A 23,295-nucleotide genomic window follows, 5' to 3' on the forward strand; every position below is an offset into this window, starting at 1 on the left:
CCATGAAAAAGAAACTAATCTTATTTTGTCTTGTATGCTCCTGTGTCGCACTCTCTGCTTTTGCACAGGAGCGCGAATATGTGATTGTCGTACATGGAGGCGCCGGGAATATGGGTGACCTTCAGGACGATCCTGAAAGGTCTGTTCAGTATTACGCCGCTTTGGATTCGGCCCTGATGATCGGCGACCGTATTTTAGCCTCCGGTGGCGAAGGCCCGCAGGCGGTGATGGCTGTGATTAACTATTTTGAAGGCAATCCCTTGTTCAATGCAGGAAAAGGGGCGACGTGTACCGCTGACGGGACGTTCGAACTGGATGCATCCATTATGGAAGGCAAAGATCTTTCCGCCGGTGCTGTCGCCGGTGTGAAAACAGTCAAGCACCCCATTAATGCAGCCTACGCCGTAAAGACAAAGACTGACCATGTGATGCTGAGCGGGAGCGGGGCTGACGCTTTCGCTAAAGAGCAAGGGCTGGAACTGGTTGACAATATGTATTTTGCTACTCCCAAGACATTGGGCTGGATTGAAAAGCTGAAACAGGAAAGCAAAAAGAACGGCACTGTCGGTTGCGTCGTCCTGGATAAGAACGGTAATCTGACAGCCGGAACCAGTACAGGCGGCATGTTTAAGAAGAAATGGGGACGTATCGGCGATTCTCCGGTGATCGGCGCCGGAACGTATGCGGACAACAATAGCTGTGCCGTTTCCTGTACTGGGCATGGCGAGTACTTTATCCGGCATGCAGTCGCGTTTAATGTTTGTGCCCGTTATAAGTATTTGCAGGAACCGGTGGAAAAGGCTGCCGGCTATATTATCAATACCGAACTGAATACGAATGAAGGCAACGGCGGTCTGATCGCAGTCGATAAGGATGGCAATATAGCCATGCCGTTCAACAGTACGGGAATGTTTCGCGGCTATTTATACAAACTGAAAGGGACGGATAAAGTAGAAAAGGAAGTCGGAATAGGAGATAAGATGGTTCGCTATGGCCCAGTAAAGCCATAGCGATCAGTCGCTTTCTCACTTGATCTTATAAAGAACCGGATAACGGCATGCACCAGCTTATCCGGTAAAAATCCTTTCACTCTGGCAAATAACACCTGATCGAACGGACCGACCTTTGTCCGGAATGCCGGACGTTTGGCCTTTACCAACTTGCAAATGACTTGTCCCAACTTTTCCGGATGGGAGCCGTTGTTTTCCGCATCCTCTATGATCCCCATCGAACGGGCAAATGTCTCTTTATAATCCGGATGTTCCTGCGTGGCCGAAGATATATTCCGGTTGGCAGTGAAATTGGTATTGAAATCACCCGGTTCGACGAGGCATACCTGAATGCCGAACGGATGGACTTCTACGGCTAATGCTTCGCTATATCCTTCGACTGCGAATTTCGAGGCGGAATAAAACCCCTGGAAAGGAACAGCGATAACGCCTCCAATGGAACTGATGTTGATGATTTTCCCTTTTCCCGCTTTGCGCATATAAGGCAATACGGCACTGCAAACCCGTGTTACTCCGGTAAAGTTCGTATTCATCTGCCAGGCTATTTCTTCGTCCGTCGCCAGTTCTATGGCGCCGCTTATCCCGACTCCGGCATTGTTGACCACCACGTCGATGCGTCCTTGTTCGGAAATGATCCGTGCGATTGCTTCATGTATGGAAGCAGTGTCGATAACATCCATTTTGATCATCCGGACTCCTTCGGGTGTGCCGGTCGTTTCTTTCCGGCTTGTCCCGTACACAATATGCCCTTGTTGCGCCAATAGGGAAGCCGTTATTTTACCAAAACCGGAGGATGCGCCGGTTACCAATATGATTTGTTTGTCAGTCATTCGTTTCCGTATTATCCAATACAATCTGGCGGTATTCAGTCGGTGTCATTCCGTATCTTTCGCGGAAAAGACGGTAGAATGTCCGGACATTGTTGAAGCCTGAGTCGGCTGCTACCGCCGGAATTGTATAGTTCGTATAATCCTTAAGCAATAGGATGGAGTATTCCAGTCGCATATTGTTGATATAACCGTTGAAGTTCGTTCCCGTAAACGTCTGGATCAGAGATGCGATCCTGTTCTTGTTAATGTGCGTACGTTTGATAAGCGAATCCCTTGACAATTCGGGGTCCAGGAATAGACGTTCTTTTGTCAGGATACGATCCAGCTCTTCAAACATTGCTTTATCTTCTGTAGTATAGGTCACCGGCACATTGTTTTCCGGGATATCTCCGGAAGTTTCAGCTTCTTCTTTTGGGGATTCCGTCTCGATGGGCTGTGTGAGCTTGCGTATTTCTTCTTTTGCAAGATTTAATTCGTCTTTGTAGGAGAGAAGCGAGTCTATCTGCGTGACCATAAGGCGGTTTTTGCGGCGAGCCATTTTCAGGTTCCGCCAGATCAGCCAGAGGATGACTCCCAATAACAAGATCGTTCCTCCTGCTGTAGCCGAAAGTATCCGGTGAGCATGAAGTTTTGCATCCTGTTTCTGTATCTCTTTTTCTTTTTCCTGCGTGTCGTAGATGGTAGCCATTTCAAGCGCATTGCTTCTTTGCTTCCGCAGGTTCAGGCTGTCGGTTTGCTCCAACGCCTTTTCTGTATAGAAAAGCGCCTTTTCCGGTTGCTTTAATTGCTTATAGGCTTCTGCCAGGTTCAGGAAAGCCGATAGCCGGACCGAATTGATGCTGTCGCCATCCTTTAGAAAGCTGGCATAAGGGGTTGCCTGCTCGATCACCTTCTGATAATTCTTTTTGATTTGGTAATACCTGATCTTTAACCCCTGGGCAATAAAAGCATCGTGTGCCGGGTTGTCCAATAGTTTGTCAAACCATTGCTGCCCGTTGGCCGTATCACCGGACTCCGCATAGAGGCAGGCAATATTACCGTATGCCATGCAATATTCTCTATTCAACGCATTTAAAGGAATCTTCCAGGGATATGGCCCGTCTTTTATGGGTTCCAGCTTTGTTATGGTCTCATATTGATTCAATGCCGACCGGATAGCGGCGTCAAGATTGCCGTCTTCAGCCTGCCAGTGGGAAAGATCGCTGTAATATTTGGCTTGCGTCTGAAAACTGATCGCTGTAACTTGCTTCTCCGTTTGCAGCGAATCGATTCTTTGCTGAATCAGTTCAATTGCCTTGTTCAATAAGGTATAGGCTTCCCCTTTGTCACCCGTAGCCCTGTATATTCTTGCCATAACCCAAAAAGGCTGATGCTTATTGCTGCTACTGGCTCCTTTTTTCTCGATCTGCTGTACCATCTCCTCTGCGTAATGCATCGCCTGTTCATAATCCTCCAAATAGATCATGCTTTCGATCATGTTTACACACATATTGAAGTAGAACTGCGGGTTGTTGCGGACAGAGTCGTTTGCCAATGTCCGTTTAGCCATCTCGATGGCCATCCGGTCCTGTCCTTTTTTTCCATAAATCTGAGTGATAACCCAATCGATCTGGTATTCCGGCGCTTTCTTCTGTTGCCGGACGAGTTCGACGATCCTCAATGCTTTGTCGGGATCGGTTTCTGCGGTATAGCGAGCTAGTTTGATATCGATAAGGCTGTCAGGAATTGATTCTTGTGCCGATAAACCGGAGAAACTCCGGATAATTCCAAACAGTATACAGGTTATAATCTTTAAATACTTCATGATAGAACTTTATACTGCTTACAAATATATGGCAAAATTATTATATAGTAGGGTCCGTGTCTTCCTTTTTTATTGCCTTATCGATATATTCAACTAGTTTTCTGTTTTTAAATCCGATTGTATATTTATATTTCATCACCAATAAAAATATGATATCGATCAATATAAGGATAATGATGACGGTGAAAAGTATCACGCCGGGACTGACGCCTATTACTTTCATGCCATTTATATCCGTGTATATATGCAAAAAAGATATCATATTGTTTATTTCTTAATTCGTATTGTGCTTTATATTGCTTGGACGGGGAAATTGTATAATCTTCACATCCTTCTTTCCTTTGTATGAAACTGACTTTTTTAAATCCGGTGATTGCTGGTATTGTTTCTGCATATTTTCCATTAAAATTATTTCGCATGCATCCAATACTTTTTTAATGGTCTCTGTTTCCAAAAATGTTTTGTCAGCAATAGCCTGGATCATCTGTTTTTTATTCATGTTGTAAATTCTTAGAGGTTTCAAACGATATGCAAAGAAATAGAGGTTCCTGTTGAGATGCAAGTGTTTTTGGCCACTACTTGTCTCATTTTGTCACGAAGTTGTGACAAATTGTCCCGGCAGGTCTGTTTGATCGTTTTTTTATGCATTTCGGGACTATTTGTCATAGGTGAAAAACTTTTTGTCACACTATTTTGTTCTAAAAACGTTTCATTTGTATTGCATATAAAAAAATGAGAATTTTATGAATACACATTATTCGTCATCGGGACAGATACTGATGTCACCCGAATCATATTTGACTGTTCCTGCGAAAACAGGGGTCGATGTTGAAATTTGGGTGTATAGCCAAACCGGGCGTTTGATTTCTCATGTAATGGGAAAAAGCTTGTCAGAAAAGTATGTCTGCCTGTGTAAAAATAAAAGCAGGACGGATGTAGCATCGATTGCTGTCGTCAACATAGAAGATGTAAGCTATGTTTATAAAATTAAAAGAGCCTGAGTTATTCAGGCTCTTTTTCGTTGAAAAGGCAGTCCCACGGATAAGATGTGCATAAAAGGAAGGGCAAAACGAGGTTTCTTTCCAAAAAAGTTATTACTTTGCAACTGATTTAGACTACTAACAATTAAAAGATAACAAACTAATACCATGATTTGGAACGAAACGATCGAGTGTATGGACCGCGAAGAAATGCGGAAACTACAAAGTATCCGCTTGCGGCGGGTTGTTGAACACGCATACCACAATTCCCCTTTTTATCGTAAGAAAATGCAAGAAATGGGGATTACTCCGGATGATATCCATTCTATAGATGATATAGTGAAGCTTCCGTTTACTGTTAAACAGGACTTGCGGGACAACTATCCTTTCGGACTGATGGCCGTGCCGATGTCCGAGATCGTACGTTTACACGCCTCTTCCGGCACGACCGGCAAACCGATCGTTGTGGGATATACCCGGAAAGACTTGTCTATCTGGTCCGAGGCCGTAGCACGTTGTCTGACCGCGTACGGTCTGACAAAGAATGATTCCGTTCAGGTTTCGTACGGTTACGGCTTGTTTACCGGAGGTTTAGGTGCGCATGCCGGTGTGGAAAATATCGGAGGAACCGTGATCCCGATGAGTAGCGGTAATACACAGAAACAGATTCAACTGATGCACGACTTCGGGGCGAAAGGATTGGCTTGTACGCCTTCTTACGCCTTGTATCTGGCTGAAACGATCCATTCGTCGGGTATTCCGTTGGAAGAATTTAAATTGCGCGTCGGAGCTTTCGGAGCCGAACCCTGGACGGAAAATATGCGGAAGGAATTGGAAGAAAAACTGAATATTAAGGCTTATGATATTTATGGTTTGACCGAAATCTGTGGCCCGGGCGTAGGAGGTGAGTGCGAATGCCAGAACGGTACGCATCTTTGGGAAGACCATTTCTTCCCGGAAATCGTGGATCCGGTCACACTGCAACCTGTTGAACCGGGAAAGCAGGGGGAATTGGTGTTCACGACGTTGACAAAAGAAGGTATGCCGATGATCCGCTATCGCACGCGTGACCTGACGCATCTGATCTATGAAAAGTGCGAATGCGGCCGTACGGCAGTGCGTATGGGACGTATCCTCGGACGTAGCGATGATATGCTGATTATCCGTGGTGTGAACGTATTCCCGTCGCAGGTCGAATCCGTGATCCTTGAAATGCCGGAGTTCGAACCGCATTACCTGATCGTGGTGGACCGCGTGAACAATACGGATACATTCCAGATACAGGTGGAAGTACGCCAGGAATATTATTCGGACGAGATGAACAAGATGATCGCCTTGAAGAAGAAAATCGCGAACCGCATGCAAAGTGTGATCGGTTTGCAACCCGATATAAAAATTGTCGAGCCGCGCAGTATCGAGCGTAGCATGGGCAAAGCCAAACACGTGGTCGATAATCGTAAATTAGTATAAACCTATAAAGATTAAATGCTATGTTAATTAAACAGTTATCTATCTTTTTGGAGAATAAGAAAGGCCGTTTTACGGAAGTGGCAAAGATATTAGGCGAAGCCGGTGTGAACATGTCAGCCTTCACGGTTGCCGAAAATTCGGATTTCGGCATTCTGCGTTTGATCGTGTCGGATACGGATACGGCTATCAAGGTTTTGCGTGAACGTTTGTATGCGGTAAGCATAGCGGATGTTGTCTGCCTGCATTGCCCCAACCAGCCGGGCGCATTGGCTAAAGCAATGGATATCATTACTTCAGCCGGTATTTTCATCGAATATATGTATGCTTTTTCACAAGGGGAAGCGGCCAATGTGATCATTCGCCCGGACAATGTGGAGAAGTGCGCAGAGATTCTAAAAGCCAATAAACTGGAGCTGATTGCAGCCAGTGACTTATACAAGTTGTAAATATTAACGTTAAGCGCTTCGTTTATTTGTCAGAAAACTTTAACTTTGCGCGCTAAAAGTATGTGAATGAAAAAGGTTGTATTTTTATTGATGATGATTACAGTATTCTTATCTTCCTGCGGGGAGTATAATAAGATACTGAAAAGTACAGACTACGAACTGAAATATTCGTATGCAAAGAAGTACTTCAATGCAAAACAATATTCGAAGTCTGCCACTTTACTGGATGAATTGGTCCCCATATTCAAGGGTACAGCTAATGCCGAAGAATCGTTGTATTTGCTGGCACAAAGCTATTACGGCCAAAAGGACTATCAGACCGCTTCGCAGTACTTTAATACCTATTATACGACTTATCCGAAAGGCGAGTACACAGAGCTGTCGCGCTATTATTCCGGATATGGATTGTATCTGGATTCGCCGGACCCTCGTCTGGACCAGACACAGACGTATGAAGCTATTAATCAGTTGCAGTTGTATTTGGAGTATTATCCGCAAAGCGAACGGGCCAAGGAAGCCCAGAACATTATGTTCGAATTGCAGGAAAAACTCGCATACAAGGAATTATTGGCAGTCCGGTTGTATTTCAACCTGGGAACCTACATGGGAAACAACTATCTTTCAAGTGTGATCACTGCGCAGAACGCACTTAAGAACTATCCCTATTCAAAATACAGGGAAGAGTTTATGTTCTATACCATTCGTTCCAAATACGAATTGGCCATAGTGAGTGTGGAAGAAAAGTTGCAGGGCCGTTACCGTGAAGTTGTGGATGAATACTACAACTACATGAACGAATATCCCGAAGGCAAGTACGTAAAACAGGTTCAGAAGTTCTACGACTATGCCAGCAAACGAATAACAGAAACGTATTAACGAAACAACTAATCAATAAAGTAAGTATGGATTACAGAAAGACTAACGCTCCGTCGAATACAGTTACCCGCGACATGATGAAGCTGTCGGCAGACACGGGCAATGTGTATGAAACCGTTGCAATCATTGGTAAACGTGCTAATCAGATTGCTGTTGAAATGAAACAGGATCTGGAAAAGAAACTTCAGGAGTTTGCATCTTATAATGATAACCTCGAAGAAGTTTTTGAAAACAGAGAGCAGATTGAGATTTCACGTTACTATGAAAAGCTCCCGAAACCAAATCTGATCGCAGCTAAGGAGTATGAAGACGGGAAAGTGTATTACAAGAACCCGGCGAAAGAAAAGAACAACCTTTAATAATTGAAAATTGAAAATTGAGAATTGACAATTAGATGTTTTGGTTTTCTTTTTTCAGGTATAAGGAGCAATTGTGTATAACAAACGGGGTTTAGCCGGTTTGGTTTTTGCAATTGCTCTTTTTAATTCTCAGTTTTCAGTTTTCAATTCTCAATTTATATAAATTATGCTACAGCGAATACAAACCGTATATTTACTCATAATAGTGGCACTGACGGTTGCCATTTTGTTTTTACCCCTTGCTGTCCTGCAAGCGGGCGACCAGTTTTTTACTTTTGATGCGACAGGTATCAGTACGATGGCTGCCCAGCCGGAACTCGTGTATCCGACATGGGGCTTGTTGGCGCTGGTTGTCGTGATCTCTTTGCTGGCGCTTTTGACAATCTTCCTGTTTAAGAAAAGACTCCTTCAGATACGTCTTTGCATATTTAATGCGATTTTGATGTTGGGCTTTTATGGCCTGTTTGCATTCTTTTGTTGGAATCTGAAAGGCCAGACGGAGATTTTCTCATTGAGCTTGAAGATTGCACTCTCTTTCCCGCTGATCAGCCTGATTCTGGATTATTTAGCTATCCGCAATATCGGGGCGGACGAAGCTCTGGTTCGTTCCCTGGATCGTTTGAGATAATAAATATCTGATATTATATAAGAAGAAGAGGATGTTTCATCACTGAGACATCCTCTTTTTTTGGCCTAAATCTGATAGCCTAAAGACTATATTTACCTCTATTAGCATTTTGATAAATCTTAGCATACCTGTCGTCAAGTCCTTTGCAGGACAGGATTCCGGGTTTTATGGGAGAAAGGCGGCGTTCTTGTTTTGGGAGGAGCCTGCTACCCATTATTAGCTTGTCTTCAATGCAAAGATACTCGGACACCTTGATTTTTATGTTTGATATCGTCTAAGATTGTTCAAAAATCATATTTTTTATTATATTTGCTACATGAAAAAGCTGCTTGCCATATTATTAGGTCTCATCTTATGTATATTTTCTACACAAGCAGTTTCTCCAAGCTATTATTTTAAACAGATATCCTTGAAAGACGGTCTCTCGCAATCGACGGTCAATTGCGTCTTGACAGACCATCAGGGAGTGATCTGGATCGGGACGAATTTCGGGCTGAACCGTTTCGACCGGGAGCGGATCGTGTCTTATTTCTATGATAAAGATAATCCTTGCTCTATTCCCGGTAATGATATTCTTTTTCTGACGGAAGACCGCCATTCCAATATCTGGATTGGTACGGATAAAGGGTTGGTCCGGTATGACCGCCGTGAAGACAAGTTTATCCGCATCGTTTTTGCCGGCTTGCCTTTGCATGTGTTCAGTTCCGTCGTGACTGACGATGAAGTGCTGTTCTTCGGCGCAGGAACGGCTTTCCGGTATGCCTATGCCGGTAACCGGATCACTGTTTTGCCGGTGGATATTCCCGGGCGGATGACTTCGGCCTTTACCCATGCCTGCATGTATGACGAGAAAAAGCAAATCATACTGCTTGCCTGCCGCCGTAACGGGATGTGGTGGTATTACCCTGCAAGCGGCAAACTGGAGCAGGTCCCCTTTATGCCCGGAAAAGAGATAACGAGTGTCTGCCTCGCCTCTTCGGAAGATATATGGCTGTCGGTATATGCGGATGGCGTATATTGCTATACGCGCGAAGGGAGGGAGCGTTGCCACCTGCATGCGGGAAACCTGCTGAATAACGATGTCGTTTTGGATATTAAGGAGAAAGACGGCGAACTGTGGTTTGCCACGGATGGCGGCGGCATTTATATTTATAATACGGAAAAACATAGCATCCGGTCGATCGTGCATATGCCGGGTGATGACAATTCCTTGCCGGTCAATTCTTTTGGTTGCCTGTACAGCGACCAGGAGAATAATATGTGGGCCGGAAGTATCCGGGGAGGACTGATCGGCATGAAGGAAACCTATCTGCATACATATGGCGACGTGCCGCTAAACTCGACCGGCGGACTGAGCTATAAGACCGTGACCGGCATGTATGAAGACCGCGACCATATTCTGTGGTTTGGAACTGACGGAGACGGTATTAACCGTTTTGATCCGCATACCGGCGTATTCCGCCATTATCCGGAGACATTTGACAGAAAGGTGGTCTCCGTGATTGATTATGGAGAAAAAGAGCTCCTTCTTTCTGTCTTCAGCCAGGGACTGTATCGTTTCGACAAATCTTCCGGCCGCTTGCGTGAATATACTGTTGCGGATTCCGAAAGATCCCGCCGGATCTTCCGTGCCGGTTTGTCCGTCCATTTAAGCCGCCTGGATAAAGACCGCTTTTTCTTGTATTCCGATAGCGTTTATTTGTATGACCAACCGGCGGGGCGTCTCAAAGCGATAAGGTGCGAAGAGGAAGGCCTTGTGTGCTCATCCCTTCAGAAAGTTTCCGGAAACGACTCTGTCACCTATCTGCGCAGTTTGCTCCAATTGCTGGAACTGGATCACCAGACCCATTCCCTACGTGCGTTTTTTAATCCGCCTGATTCTCTCGGCCAGATGGGAACTGTTAGCCCCGATAAGGCAGGTTGTTTTTGGATCGGGACAACCACCGGATTGTTCCGGTATGATCCCGCAACACGCCGGATTGTTTCCATCGAGGAAAACCGTTTTGCCGGGACCAGCTCGTTAGGGTTCGATTTACAGGGAAGGCTCTGGATCGGGACGCATAACGGGCTATACGCCTATATCCCGGGAGAGAAGAAAACCGTCGTTTTCGGGGAATCCGACGGTGTCTATGCCAATGAATATTTGTTTAAGCCGCCTTTGCTGACCACTTCGGGCGATCTGTATATGGCCGGTGTGAACGGGTTGGTGTATATCCGGGACAACGTGCCCTTCCCCGAGGATGCGGACCCCTCCATCAGCCTGCTCGACGTCGGACTGGATGGCATATCGGTCGGTGCCGCCGTGATAGGGAATAATAACCGGCTCTCTATCCCCTGGAACTATACCTCCCTCAATGCCCACATCATTGTCAGGGAAAACGACCTGATGCGGAAGAAGCTGTTCCGTTATTATGTGAGAGGCGACCAGGAAGAGATGATCGAACGTTCCAGCCGTGCCATTTCCTTCCATGCCCTCTCTGTGGGCGAGTATCATATCTGGGTGTCATGCAGCAAGCGAAACGGCGACTGGAGTACCCCCGTCGAGCTGCTCTCGATTACGGTGACGCCTCCTTGGTGGAAGACGACCGGTTTCTTCGCCCTGCTGCTTCTGGTCATACTGGGAGGTTCGGTGTGGACCGCATGGTCAGTAGTGAAGAAAAAAGAGCTTAAAATGGCTTTGACGATCCAGGAACATGAACGTAAGACGTATGAAGACAAACTGCATTTTCTGATTAACCTCAGTCCGGCCGACGAACTGTTCATGCAGAAACTGAATGACCTGATCAGCCGCAACCTGACGAACCCGGATCTGGATGTACAGTTTGTTGCCACACAAATGGCGATGAGCCGCGCTTCGCTCTATAATAAGTTGAAACAGCTTGCAGATATCAGCATCGGCGATTATATCAATAAGTTCAAGATGGAGGAAGCGGTCCGGCTCCTTGCCGACAAAGGCTTGAGCATACAGGAAGTCTCCGAGAAGGCCGGCTTCTCGCATCAACGCTATTTCAGCACCGTGTTCAAACAGATGTACGGTGTGACACCTTCCCAGTACAGGCAGGATTTATAACTCGTTTTTATTTGAATATCGGTATCATATAAGTCAGCTTGGCAGAGATCACCTGTGAGGACGATTTGGAGAAATAATCCTCCTTGCGGCTGTTGAAGATATCCCCGAGAGCGTAGTAGTAGCGGCCTTCAAGCAAGAAAGAACCGATTCCCGTACGCAGTTCGAACCCCGGTCCGCCGCATAATCCCCAGTCGAATTTCTTTTCGAGCGGCATGCCGTGTTGCGTGTTTTCCGTGTTCGGCGTGGCGCCGTTCAGGTTCTCGTCCGTCTTCTCGCCGAAAGCATAACCCACTTTCGGACCCAGGTTGACGAATACCCTGAAACGCTTGCTGCCGAAGTAGATATGTGTCAGGATCGGAAGCTCTATATAATTGATCGTACGGCTGTATTTGTACTGCGGTTGCTCCTCGAACTTCTCTTCCCAACCCTGTTGGACAAAATTCACTTCCGCCTGCAACCCAAGGTTTTTCTCCGTGATCCAGCGAATGGTAAGCCCGCCCGTGTAGCCCATCTTCATGCCCTGCTGCACTTTGGTCTGTGCGAAACTCACCTTGGAGAAGGTCGTGCCGAAAGAGGCGCCGAGCGACAGTTCCTGTCTGAACTTATCCTGTGCATGGATGCCGCCTGAGGCAAGCACGCAAACGAGAGCTGTAGTAATAACTTTTCTGATCATCTTACTTCGTTCCGGGTTACGTTAAAATCACTCTGGTAATGAACAATGAAGATGTTCGTATTGATGAAACCTCCCCAGTTGTTTACACGGTGGAAGTCGAATCCCGTCTGTACGCCCTGATAGTTGATCTTATCCAGATTATCTTCGAAGTTGGAACCGTATTTGTTGATCGCTCCGAGGAAGAACATGCCCGTGTCGAATCCTAAGATGCCGTATTTCGGGAATATATTGATCAACGTCTTGCTGTACCAGTTTTTATATTTGGTATAGAAGTCGGCAACCTCTTTCGACAGGTTGTCGGCATAGAAGTTGCTGTATATGTAAGTGTTCAACGCATAGAAATCTTCCAGGCAATCGCGCGTATAAGTCTGCCACTCGGGATATCCGAACAGTGTCAGCCCGAATTCCGGTTTTGTCTCCGCCAGCATGCGCAGGGGCGACTTGATCTTGTTCAAGGCATCCATCGTGCCCGATGTCGGTACGATCACATTCCGTTTGTTCGCATCGAGCAGGGCCTCGATATCGGCTGTCAGCGTCTCGCCGTTGTAGTTGACCTCCTTGAACGGGATGTTCCGTTGCTTCATTTCGGTCTTGAACGTTTTGATAAAATCAGTCTTGTCTTTGCCGTCGTTCATGTTCAGCAGGATCACGTTGTCCGCTGCAAAGAGGTCGCAACCGGCTTGTGCAGCCTTGGCGTAGAGATAGGAGTGAGGCGTATTGACCTGATAGATATGCGCATTCGACAGGACATCGTCGTTTTTCGAGGTGAACGGAATCACATACTTGATGTTGTTCTTCTGTGCGAACTCGGCAACCGGGCTGATCTGGTCGTTCTGGACAGCCCCGATGATAAGGTTGGCGTTCAGCAGAGCGTCGTCTTTAAGTATCTCTTTGAGCTTCTTCGTCCCGTTGCCCGTATCGAATACGGACAAGTCGACGGAGCACCCCGTATTGCGGAGGCTGTCTACTGCCAACAGGAAGCCCTCGTAATATTCGATGAAACGTTGCGTCTCGGCCGAAGGCTTAGTCTCGGAAGTCATGAACGGCAGTAGCAGGGCTACTTTGATCATATTGACGCGTTCGATGCTTTTCGGTTCCGAAAGCAGGGCGTTCGCATCCCGTTCGGAAAGGACGGCCGTAGCCGGTTTTGTCGTCACGCTTTCTTTCGTCTGTACCGGTATTTTAATGACCATGCCTGCTTTTACGCCCTCTTTCAGTTGGGGGTTGCGCTTGATCAGCTCGTAGCTTGAAATATTGAATTTCCGGCAGATCCGGTACATGGTTTCTTTCTTCGGTATTGTGTATTCAATCTCTTTGGTGACGGTCTTTACCTCCGTTGTCGGCAGATCTTCTACCTGTGTGGCCGGGATACGGATCGTTTTGCCGATGGTAAACGTGGAAGTCGACAAGCCAGGGTTCGCTTTTACGATGGCGGTTGCCGGTACCGAGTAGCGGATAGACAAAGAATACAGTGTCTCTTTCGGCTGGATCGTATGGAAGATATAGTTGCCGTCCTGTTTTTTCGACGAGCCCCCTGCCAGGTCCCGTTGCGGGATTTTAAGGGTGGCGCCAGCCTTGATACCGTCTTTGCTGCCCGGATTCAACCGGTAGATGTCGTCGGTCGTCACTCCGTACATGGTCGCGATCGCGTAAACGGTTTGTCCTCTTTCTATTGTGTGATAGAATACATTGTTGTCTTGTCCGTTCGAAATAACCACTTGCGACCTGTTGTTTTGCGCATAAGCAGTCGCGCCGGTCAGACTCAGAAGGAACGTCAATACATATATGCTAATCTTGTTCATTTGCCGATATTGGATTATTTAGCGGCAAAGATAGCAACAAAAAATGAGAGTGAAATACATAAATGGGTTATTGAGATAAGTTGACCCCTAAATATACCCTACTTATTGTAAAAAACGTCTTGAAAACCTCCTTTAGAGGCTTCGAGAAGTGTCTCCCCGACGATTGTTTTCCGGTCGAAAAAGCGCTTTCGGACCGGTTATTTTAGTGAAATATGCAATTTTACCAAAAGACGACCGTCCTAATCGCCATCGCGACCGTGCTAATAGGTAGTGCACTCGGCACCTCGCGAAGATTAGGACGGTCGTAACGGCGATTAGGACGGTCGTAATGGAAAAGAGCTGCCTGTTTACCGAAAAATACCCTCCGAATCCTTGCCATATTCCTGTCCCTTCCCCTTCATGCTTTCAAATATTCGATTCTCCGGGAGTTAAGCTTTATCGGAATGTCGGGAAGTCTCTGCTCCGCTTTGACAAATGTCATCCTTTTTGAACGGGCTGCGCAGGCCGCCGGTCCGTTTGTCACGAAATGTGCTGTTTCGATAGCGAAAAGTCAAATTGAAATCGTTCATTTTTTGAGGTGAAATAGAAAAATAGGGGGTTATTGTAAAAAATGGAATGAATGGATATTCTTGTAGTTCCTGTGTTTTTGGGGATTCACGGTATTATGAATTATTAATCAAAAGAGGGATGCGTCAACCCCCTGCCTATAGCATTTAGCGGTTTTTGACACATCCCCGATAAGTTATTGTAAATCGCAGGTCCTTAATAAATGGACTCCGGTTTTTCCCGGGAACCTGTTTGTCCGGTGGTTAGAAGTTGCCGGATGGTAGCGGGAGAGGTCTGTTGGGACGGGTTGAATGCACCGGATTTCATATATTCCACGAGGCTGTACAACAATTGCTTCTTCTCCGGATTCTCGGCTTGTTCGCGGAGCAGGTCCATACTGCATACGATCAGTTTGCCGTTCAGGCAGTTCGTCTCGAACAGGTTGGTCAGGCGACGGTTGTTGGCAAAGTTGTCCACGCATTCGACAAGAGGGGTGACTTCCGTGTACAGGCTGTCGATGCAAAGCGTTTTCGATTGTGTCGTGAGCCTCCACCATTGCCAGTCTGTGTGTCCGTCAGTCGGGAAACGGGCGAATGCCGGGTGGGCCGGGTCGAGCAACAGCCCCATTGTTCCGGCCTGTTTGGGGAAATGAACAGGACTCCAAAAGACGGGGACAAATTTCCCTTCCAATCCTTTCAAAGATTCGTAAGGAGGGTTGAATAATACTTTCTTCCCTTCTTGCAGGGCTTTTTCGGCAGTGGCGAGGCGGTCTGTGACGACAATGTCCCCTTTGTCGACGGACAAAGATGTCGGATATACCCATATCTTCCATTCGTTTGTGCAGGAACTGCCTCGTAATGTAGCCGACAGAGTCAGCTCTTTTGCCTCTGTGACGGTATTCAACGGGCAACGGATGTTACCGACCGGGCTGTTTTCTCCGACAGGCAACGGGCGTGCCGGAAATTCTCCCTGGGCAATCGCCTTTCCGTCCCGTCCGGCCAGCTTCCAGTCGATAACGGCATCCTCGATAACGCTATTGCTGTAGTTAACCATTTCGATGCCTGCCTCGAACTCTTCGGCGGATGTATAGACCGCTTTGGCGAAACGGGCCAGGGGGGTGACGGGGGCGCAAGACTGGCGGAATGTAGCCGCCTCGGTTACGCCTTTGCTTTCCCAGAAGGCATTCAACAGTCCGACAAGGGCCGTTCCCTGTCCGGGGAAGTCGTGCAAGTCGAGCAGTTGGAAACCGCTGATTCCCGGAGTCTTCATGGCTCTTTCGATCTCTTCCTTATACAGCAGGGCTGCCAGCCGGCCTGTTGCCATCAGGTAGTCGTCTGCTTTGCCGGCCAGTCCTTTCTTCTCGAGGTCTTCTTTTACGCCTTTAAAGTTTAGCGGGTCCAGTACGCCGGTATATTTTTCGATCTCTTTCAGGTCGGGATAGACGGCATATTGGCCAATTTCGTGTGTGATCAGGGGAACATCCATCCCTTCGACAGAGGCGGAATAGTCTTTGTCGAACCGGGGGGATTCCGTATTGAACACGCCTTGCCCGCGCACCCATCCTTTCCGGGTCCATTGCGTGATGAAAAAGTCGTCATCGGCTTCCGGCCAGTCGCCGTGTCCTCTTTCGAATGTGAAGGAGGTGGTGGTATAAAGATGACGCGGGTCTTTCTCTTTGACATGATTCAGGAGTGCGCCTAAGAACTCGAAGTCATATTGAAGTTCGTTCCCCAAGCTGAACAGGCAGAAGGAGGGATGGTTGCCGTATTCTTCCAGTATGCGATCCGCCTCGGCATATAAATAGGGGGCACGCTCATCCTTCTTTAAATTGGTCGACCAGAGCGGAAGTTCCACCTGAAGATAGAAACCGAGCGAGTCCGCCACTTCGAACGCCGCTTTTGGCGGGCACCAGGAATGGAAACGGAGATGATTCAGTCCCCATTCGCGTGCAGTCTTGAACACCTTTTCCCATCCTTCGTGTTCCATCGGGGGATAGCCGGTAAGCGGGAAGATACAGCATTCCAACGTCCCGCGAAGGAATATCTTCCGGTCGTTCAACAGCAGTGCCGGTCCGTTCTTCTCCAAATCCCGGAAGCCGAATTTGATTTCCCGGGAATCTTTGCAGGGATCTGTTTCAAGGGAGGCCCGGAGCGTATAAAGGGTGGGCGAAAGTTCGTTCCATACCTGGATATCGTCTTTGATTGGGCATACCTGGTCGATAAGGTTTTCTCCGGGCTGGAGCGTTACGTGTTGCTGTATTTGCGTTGCAGGCCCCGTTGCCGTTTTTATGTCGGTTGTCAGTGCACCGGTGGTTGCGGCTCCCGCGTTGTTTATTTGGCATTTTATCCTTACTTGCTTGTTTTTGTAGTCGGGATATGCCTGCAGGTTGCGGATCGATATGGCATCTTTGGCTGTCAGGGATATTTCCCCGATGATCCCGTTCCACATGATCTGTGTCTCGTTCGTATAGGCATGTGCCATGTCGCCTGCCGTAATATCATATCGTTTCCGGTTATCGACGCGGACCGTTATTTTGTGTTTTCCGGGAGTCAGATATTCTGTGAGGTCGTACAGATGAGGGGCGACCAGGCTTTCCTGCATACCTTCGACTCGCTTTCCGTCCACCCAGACGGATGTCTGCCAGATCACCCGTTCCAGCTTGAGCTCGACGTTTTTTCCGTTCCAACCGGAAGGTATGTCGACCTCTTTGCTGTACCAGGCGGGCCCGACGTAGCTGTTCTTGCGGGTGAGATGCAGGACCTGCGGCTTCTGGAGGGCAGGCTTTAGTTTGTTGGGTGTCCCGTATCCGGCATCGTCTGTCGTACCGGGGAGCTGGATAGTGCTGGGGAGGGTTTGCGAGTACCAACCTTCGTTTATTCCGGTGTCGGTGCTGTCTAAGGCAAACTCCCATTCCCCGGCCAGGGAGATGTGGGAAGGATTGTTTGAACATGAAAACAGGCAGGTAAGGAGGCCTGTCAACAAGATGTAGATATTTATTCGTCGCATAAATTAGAGATTAGAATTATCGTGTGCAAATAAAGGTATTTGTCTTGTAATAAAGATAGACTAAATATGGATTATGATGGAGAATCTTTTTATTGTTTTCGTTTGTGGAAAGTGTCAAAATGATTTTTTTTGTTTCAGGAAACGTTGTTTCTTGTTGCGAACGGTGATTTTTTGTTCAAGAAGAGGCTCCGCTTGATACAAAATGATTTTTTTACACCCGGAAACGCTGTTTCTGGCTTCAAAAAACAAAATTTACAGCAAGAAACGCCTCCGCTGGCCGCAAATTTTGTTTTTCGTACCAGGAAACGGCGTTTCTTGTTGTAAAAATTCTTTTTTATATCGGAAACTTACCGGATAGCCGGCATATTGGCTTCTGTCGGCCAGTATGGATTCTGGTAAATGGGAGAATCTTCTATATTTCCGGTGCTCGATGTAATATCGAAATGCTGGATATTATACGGAGTCAGGTAGTGTGCCATTGACCATCTATATCCGTCTTTTGCAATATTATTGTTGACTTTCTCGTATGGGCGCAGGTATTTGCTGCGTGTCGGTTCCGAAACGTTTGATTTCTGATTGTCCATACCATAAACCAGTTGCGACGTGCCATCTTCGTTTTTATACCAGTTTTGCATTTCGCCCCAGATTTTGAATCCTTCAATGTGGTAAGGAGTATTGATCATCTGGTCCATGGCTCTCCAACGGCGCAGGTCCATATAACGCAATGCTTCCGCCATCAGTTCGCAGCGGCGTTCGCGGCGGATGTTGTACAAGGTCGGGTTCACCAGTTGTCCGGCGGAGTATGCTCCCCAGTCGTTCAGCGCTTCTTTGCTCATGTCTGTTGCGGCGATTGTCTTGTTATAATCCGGATCGATATGGGAACGTTCGCGGATCTGTCTCCAATAGTTCTGGGCTGTTCCGTCCAATGCTCCGTCTCTTTCGTAGCAAGCTTCTATGTAGTTGAGTAAGGCTTCCGTGCCACGGAATGCCACAGCTCCCGTATAGTTAAGCGTATTATCGCATTGCTTCCGGTCATAGCTACCGCCTTTACGTAAAGCGTAACCGGTGGAGTATCCTTTTTCAGGGTTACTGTTCAGGATGACCGGATAGGGTTCGACAGGCACGGCCATGTCTCCTCCCGCTGCTTCAAACAGGATATTCTTTTGTCCCGGTTCTTTGAGGAAGATCGAGAGGCGCGAATCACGGTCTTTACGTACGTCGGCGATTGTTTCGTCTCCCTGGTAACCGCTATTAGCCGAATAGATCGGCAGGCCGTTGGCCATCAGGAAACCTTCTACCATACCACGCGTAAGGCCGATCCCGTAGTTGCCGTGCTGTCCTGCTGTCACTACGTTGTGCGTAACCCCAAGAGCTTTGCTGTACGGACGCCACAACAATACTTCGCTGTATTCGGACATATTTTCTGCTGAAAACATATCCATATAAGGGTTGGCGGCTTCTGCTGCAGATTGCTGTACCAAGCCTGTGTTTTCAACCAATGTGATTGCGTCTCCCACTGCTTTGGCCGCTTCCATCGATTGAGTCAGGAAATAGTTGATTTCTTTGTCGATATCTCCTGTCGGGAATTGATACCCCGCATTGTACTCTTTGCTTTTTCCCGGCCATTCCGGTCCGTTAGGGACAAACGCTGTGTTCTTGAAATATTTCAACCAGGTACCTTCGAACAGGGCGACACGCGATTTAAGCAACAGAGCGGTTTCCTTGTTGATGCGTGTTTTGTCGGTGCCTTTGCCCGATCCCATCAGCATGATTGCCGAGTCGAGGTCGGAAATGATGAATCGTGCCACTTCATTACGGGGTGAGCGTTTGCTGGCATCTGCCAGCGGTTCCATCTGGTCGGGTACCGTGTTGCGTACGATCGGGAAATCGCCGAACATCTGGTAACGCTTGAAATATTCGTGTGCACGGAGGAAGTATATTTCCCCTATGTATTGGCGGATTTTCGTATCGTCTCCCGAAAGTGTTTTCCCGTTGTAGTGCGGCAATACGTTTTCGAGGAAATAATTGCAGCTATAGATGAACTTGAAACGGTAAGAGTCGTCGTCCATTTTTTGCGACTGTTTGGTCTTCCATTGTCCGGGAATGTACCGGTCGTTATAATCGAAGCTTGCCTGGTTATCGGTGTCTTTGTCTTCGCCGAAAATACCGTAGCCGTAACCATGCCCGGGCAGTATGTCTTTATACAATCCGTTTGCATAAGATGCCAGTTGCGATTCTTCTACCAGGTACTTGTCCGGTGAAATCGTAGCTTGGGGTTCCTTGTCCAGAAAGTCGTTGCAGGAACTGAAAACCGTGATCAGTGCGGCTCCGGCTACATATTTGAATATATTGATCTGTTTCATGATTCTGTTTGTTTTTGTTATAAAGTTACACTTATACCGAAAGATATCGTTTTGGATAATGGATAAGCATTACCGTTTTTGTCGGTGTCATCACCTCCTCCGATAGTCTCAGGGTCGAACATTTTAGCCAGTGATGTCCCGGTCCACAAGTTTTCTCCGGAAACAAATACCCGCAGTTTCGAAACATAGAACTTATGCGTCAGGTTTGCTGGCAATGTATAGCCTAACTGGACGTTCTTCAAACGAATATAAGCGGCATTTTGCAGATAAGCTGTCTGTTTCTGTCTGTTTTTGCTGGAGTCGAATACGGGACGGGGATAATAAGCGTCTAAATTGGCCGACAGGTCGTTTGACGCTTCCGCGCGGAAATAGTCTGTATGTTCTACAAAACCGGTCGAGTGCCAAAGGCTGGTTACACCCCAGAAATAAGAACTGCCCTGCCAGTAATCACGTTTCATCACTCCCTGGAAGAAGGCGCGGAAATCGAAGCTTTGTAATCAGCGCTCAGATCCAGGCCGAACAGGTAGCGGGGCGTGTTGTTACCGATCTTTTTCATATCGCCCATGTCGTCGTACTTGTTACCGCCGTTATCGATTTTACCGTCTCCGTTCAGATCCTTGTACATGATGTCACCGGCATCCCAATTGGTTCCCAGCGCATTTTGTCCGCCGTTCGGGAGTGAGGCCAAGTGTTGGTCTATCTCTTCTTTCGATTTGGCAATGCCGATCGTTTCGTATCCGTAGATATCGCCCATCATCTGGCCGGTCTGGTATTTGTCCAGCGTATTGGTCGGGTTCGGATAGCGGGTGATTTTGGTACGGGCATCGGAAAGGATAAATTTGATTCCATATCCCAGGCCGTTCTGCAAGCGGTCGTTCCAGCTGATATCCAGATCGAAGCCGTATGTCTTCAAGTCGGTATTGTTCGTCTTGGGGACTTCCAGGCCGAGGATGTAAGGCAATTCGGGTGCCGGGCCTACCATGTCGAGCGTCATGCGGTTATAATAATCGAATGAACCGGTCAAACGGTTGTTGAAGGCTCCGAAGTCGAAACCGATATTCCAGTTGCGTACGCGTTCCCAACCTAAAGAGGAGCTGATAAGGCCCGGGACCTCTGCCGTATTGGGCTTCATTCCGTTTTGCAACCATTCGCCGTTACTTGCTTTTACCGTCAGTACCCGGTAAGTCGGATACCATTCTTTGGTGTTCTGGTTTCCTAATTCACCATAAGAACCGCGTATTTTTAGTGTGCCTACATAATCGGCTACGGGTTCCCAGAAGCTTTCGCGTGCAATGTTCCATCCCACAGAGAAGGAGGGGAACCAATTCCAGCGCTGTTCTTTACGGAAACGGGATGTACCGTCGTAACGCAGGTTGACTTCTGCCAGATATTTACCCTGGTAGTCATAGTTGATACGGCCGAAGAAACCGGCTGTAGACCAGGCGTAGCGTGCACCGTTCGTACTCGGGGTAATCGTATTTCCGTAATAGTCCTGTCCGGTTGTAATATCGACTTCCGGTTGTCCCGGGACGATGATGCCGTTACGTTGCAATCCGAATTCGGTCTTCTTTAACTGTTCTGCCTGGAAACCGACCATCCCTTTGAAATTATGTCCGGATTCGAGGCTATGGGAGTATTCCGTGTAAGCGTTGATGTTCATGTAGTTCTCTTTGAGTTGGTCTTCATGCACATTGGAGCTTGAATCGTATATATACGGGTTTCCGTGGACATCGTGGTTATACAGGTATTGTTTGTCCCAATGGCGGTTGGCCGACATGATCCTGTAATTGAAATCGACGTGGGTAATCCAGTTTTTGACCGGTTCCAGAATCAATGAGGCCTGCTGGTAGACGTTGTCGGTCTGGGTTTTGTCGCGTCCTCCGTCTCTCAATCCCAGGGCGGGAGAGGGGGAAGAGTACATATAGCCGTTATCGTCATATACCGGCAATGTCGGCCATCCCTGTCTCGCAAGATCCCTGAACAAGTCGCTTGTCAAAGCCGAAGGGCGTCCGAAATCTTCGCGGGTGAAACGGTTGCTGTAATTGAGTTTTGCCCAATCGGTCAATATGACATTGATTTTGGCTGTTGTCGTATAACGGTTGTAAGTATCCTGATTGAACTCCATCAAACCATTTTGATCCAGATAGTTCATGGAGAGATAGTAGTTGATTTTTTCCGAACCGCCGTTCAGGCTCAGATTATGCTCCTGCGAGAAAGTGTGGTCGCGGTAAATCGTATCGTACCAGTCTGTATTGGCGTTACCGGCGGTGTAGCCGTCATACCAGTAATCCCCGTTTGCGAGGCTGACCGTAGATATTTTACCGTCTCGATAATCTTTGATACGTTGCAAATGCTCCGGCTTGAAATAGGCCCCGTCGCCTTTATTGAAGCAAGCATCGTTGTAGAATGTGGCAAAGGTGTAAGAGTCCATTTGCTTCGGCATCTTAACCGGGCTTCCCCACCGGAAATTATTGTTGTAGTTGACGGTCGTTTTACCGGTTTTTCCGCTTTTGGTTGTTACCAGGATAACACCGAACGGTGCACGTGAACCGTAAATAGAGGAGGCTGCCGCATCTTTCAAAACAGAAATATTTTCTATATCCTGCGGATTGATGGAGTTGATATCGGCCTCCATACCGTCGATCAATACCAGCGGCCCGCCTTCTGATCCTTCACCAATGGTACCGGTACCTCGGATGTTCATGTCCATCTTTTTATCCAGCGTACCGCTTGTGGTTGAGATTTGTAAGCCCGGAACCATGCCCTGCAATGCTTGGACTGCGTTTTGGACGGGACGGGATTCCAATGCTTCCGCACTGACCGTGCCGACTGAGCCTGTCAGGTTAACTTTCTTTTGTGTACCGAAGCCGACAACAACGACTTCATCCAGTTTTTGTGTGTCTTCTTCCAGAGAAATTTTCAGGCTTGCCTGTCCTGTGAATTTGATTTCTTTGGTGACATAGCCAATGTACGATATCTGTATGATATCCCCGTTTTTTACTCCTTCCAAGATGAACTGTCCGTTCATATCGGTCATAATGCCATTTGTGGTGCCTTTCACCACAACGCTCGCTCCGGCCACCGGGCCGAAGCTATCTTCTACCACTCCGGTGAGTTTTCCACTTTGTTGGGAAAAACCAACATTCTGTTGTTTGGGCATCATCTCTGCGTGGCTGACAGCAGGATAGCTTAATGCGCCGGCTAACAAGATTAGACTGATCGGCTTAAAGTTTTTCAACATACTTCATGTGTTTAATTAATAAAGAAATTAGATATATCTTATTTTGTTTGTTGCGATATTTCATTTGAATAGATTCGTTATATATCTGGAATAGTACTTCTTGTGTCATCTTGAATTTTGTGCAAAGTAATGCTATTATTGATTTGGGTGGAATGGATTAATTTATTATTAGAATGGATTATATTCTGGAT

Annotated in this window: 15 protein-coding genes and 1 pseudogene; 8 read left to right on the plus strand and 8 right to left on the minus strand. The window is 47.2% G+C overall.

Features of this window, described 5'->3' with window-relative positions; all coding sequences use genetic code 11:
• The first annotated feature begins 2 nt into the window (after positions 1 to 2).
• Positions 3 to 1,010 carry an isoaspartyl peptidase/L-asparaginase family protein gene (locus DW083_RS04465; protein ID WP_122331575.1) on the plus strand — a complete coding sequence of 336 codons (1,008 nt, stop codon included), beginning with the start codon at positions 3 to 5 and terminating at the stop codon, positions 1,008 to 1,010.
• Here the strand turns inward: DW083_RS04465 and DW083_RS04470 are convergent.
• The 3 genes from DW083_RS04470 to DW083_RS04485 all read right to left on the minus strand — a co-directional run bounded on the left by DW083_RS04470 (position 989) and on the right by DW083_RS04485 (position 4,143).
• Positions 989 to 1,840: an SDR family oxidoreductase gene (locus DW083_RS04470; protein WP_122331576.1), complete on the minus strand. Its 852-nt coding sequence runs from the start codon at positions 1,838 to 1,840 to the stop codon at positions 989 to 991. The two genes, DW083_RS04465 and DW083_RS04470, sit on opposite strands and share 22 nt — an antisense overlap.
• The gene (locus DW083_RS04475; protein ID WP_122331577.1) at positions 1,833 to 3,644 is read right to left on the minus strand and encodes a helix-turn-helix domain-containing protein; all 1,812 of its coding nucleotides are present in this window, start codon (positions 3,642 to 3,644) and stop codon (positions 1,833 to 1,835) included. The genes DW083_RS04470 and DW083_RS04475 overlap by 8 nt, the downstream gene beginning before the upstream one ends.
• A gap of 274 nt (positions 3,645 to 3,918) precedes the next feature.
• A complete protein-coding gene (locus DW083_RS04485; RefSeq protein ID WP_122331578.1) occupies positions 3,919 to 4,143 on the minus strand; it encodes a hypothetical protein in 225 nt (74 codons plus the stop codon).
• Positions 4,144 to 4,387: 244 nt separating this feature from the next.
• Here DW083_RS04485 and DW083_RS04490 point away from each other — a divergent pair, with 244 nt between their 5' ends.
• The 7 genes from DW083_RS04490 (at position 4,388) to DW083_RS04520 (ending at position 11,473) form a co-directional block, all read left to right on the plus strand.
• On the plus strand, positions 4,388 to 4,645 hold the full coding sequence (locus DW083_RS04490; RefSeq protein ID WP_115501003.1) for a hypothetical protein: 258 nt from the start codon (positions 4,388 to 4,390) through the stop codon (positions 4,643 to 4,645).
• 147 nt (positions 4,646 to 4,792) lie between these two features.
• Entirely contained in the window at positions 4,793 to 6,094 is a 1,302-nt protein-coding gene (locus tag DW083_RS04495) for a phenylacetate--CoA ligase family protein (RefSeq protein ID WP_122331579.1), read from the plus strand.
• Positions 6,095 to 6,114: 20 nt separating this feature from the next.
• The gene (locus tag DW083_RS04500) at positions 6,115 to 6,540 is read left to right on the plus strand and encodes an amino acid-binding protein (RefSeq protein WP_115501001.1); all 426 of its coding nucleotides are present in this window, start codon (positions 6,115 to 6,117) and stop codon (positions 6,538 to 6,540) included.
• A 66-nt stretch (positions 6,541 to 6,606) separates the two neighbouring features.
• Positions 6,607 to 7,416 carry an outer membrane protein assembly factor BamD gene (locus tag DW083_RS04505; protein WP_122331580.1) on the plus strand — a complete coding sequence of 270 codons (810 nt, stop codon included), beginning with the start codon at positions 6,607 to 6,609 and terminating at the stop codon, positions 7,414 to 7,416.
• 26 nt (positions 7,417 to 7,442) lie between these two features.
• Positions 7,443 to 7,775: a DNA-directed RNA polymerase subunit omega gene (locus DW083_RS04510; protein ID WP_115500999.1), complete on the plus strand. Its 333-nt coding sequence runs from the start codon at positions 7,443 to 7,445 to the stop codon at positions 7,773 to 7,775.
• A gap of 166 nt (positions 7,776 to 7,941) precedes the next feature.
• Complete coding sequence (locus tag DW083_RS04515) at positions 7,942 to 8,403, plus strand: DUF4293 domain-containing protein (RefSeq protein ID WP_122331581.1); 462 nt, start codon at positions 7,942 to 7,944, stop codon at positions 8,401 to 8,403.
• A 409-nt stretch (positions 8,404 to 8,812) separates the two neighbouring features.
• The gene (locus DW083_RS04520; RefSeq protein WP_233551764.1) at positions 8,813 to 11,473 is read left to right on the plus strand and encodes a two-component regulator propeller domain-containing protein; all 2,661 of its coding nucleotides are present in this window, start codon (positions 8,813 to 8,815) and stop codon (positions 11,471 to 11,473) included.
• 7 nt (positions 11,474 to 11,480) lie between these two features.
• Here DW083_RS04520 and DW083_RS04525 read toward each other — a convergent pair whose 3' ends face one another.
• From DW083_RS04525 to DW083_RS04550, 5 genes and pseudogenes are all read right to left on the minus strand, one after another.
• A complete protein-coding gene (locus DW083_RS04525) occupies positions 11,481 to 12,146 on the minus strand; it encodes a porin family protein (RefSeq protein WP_122331583.1) in 666 nt (221 codons plus the stop codon).
• Complete coding sequence (locus tag DW083_RS04530) at positions 12,143 to 13,948, minus strand: LysM peptidoglycan-binding domain-containing protein (protein ID WP_122331584.1); 1,806 nt, start codon at positions 13,946 to 13,948, stop codon at positions 12,143 to 12,145. Before DW083_RS04530 ends, DW083_RS04525 begins: the two co-directional genes overlap by 4 nt.
• A gap of 762 nt (positions 13,949 to 14,710) precedes the next feature.
• Positions 14,711 to 17,500: a glycoside hydrolase family 2 protein gene (locus DW083_RS04535; protein WP_122331585.1), complete on the minus strand. Its 2,790-nt coding sequence runs from the start codon at positions 17,498 to 17,500 to the stop codon at positions 14,711 to 14,713.
• Positions 17,501 to 17,847: 347 nt separating this feature from the next.
• Entirely contained in the window at positions 17,848 to 19,863 is a 2,016-nt protein-coding gene (locus tag DW083_RS04545; RefSeq protein WP_122331587.1) for a RagB/SusD family nutrient uptake outer membrane protein, read from the minus strand.
• 17 nt (positions 19,864 to 19,880) lie between these two features.
• A pseudogene (locus tag DW083_RS04550) lies at positions 19,881 to 23,104 on the minus strand (SusC/RagA family TonB-linked outer membrane protein).
• Positions 23,105 to 23,295: the final 191 nt, after the last annotated feature.

Origin of the sequence: Parabacteroides sp. AF48-14, assembly GCF_003477465.1 — a bacterium.
In the GTDB taxonomy this organism is placed as follows: domain Bacteria; phylum Bacteroidota; class Bacteroidia; order Bacteroidales; family Tannerellaceae; genus Parabacteroides; species Parabacteroides acidifaciens.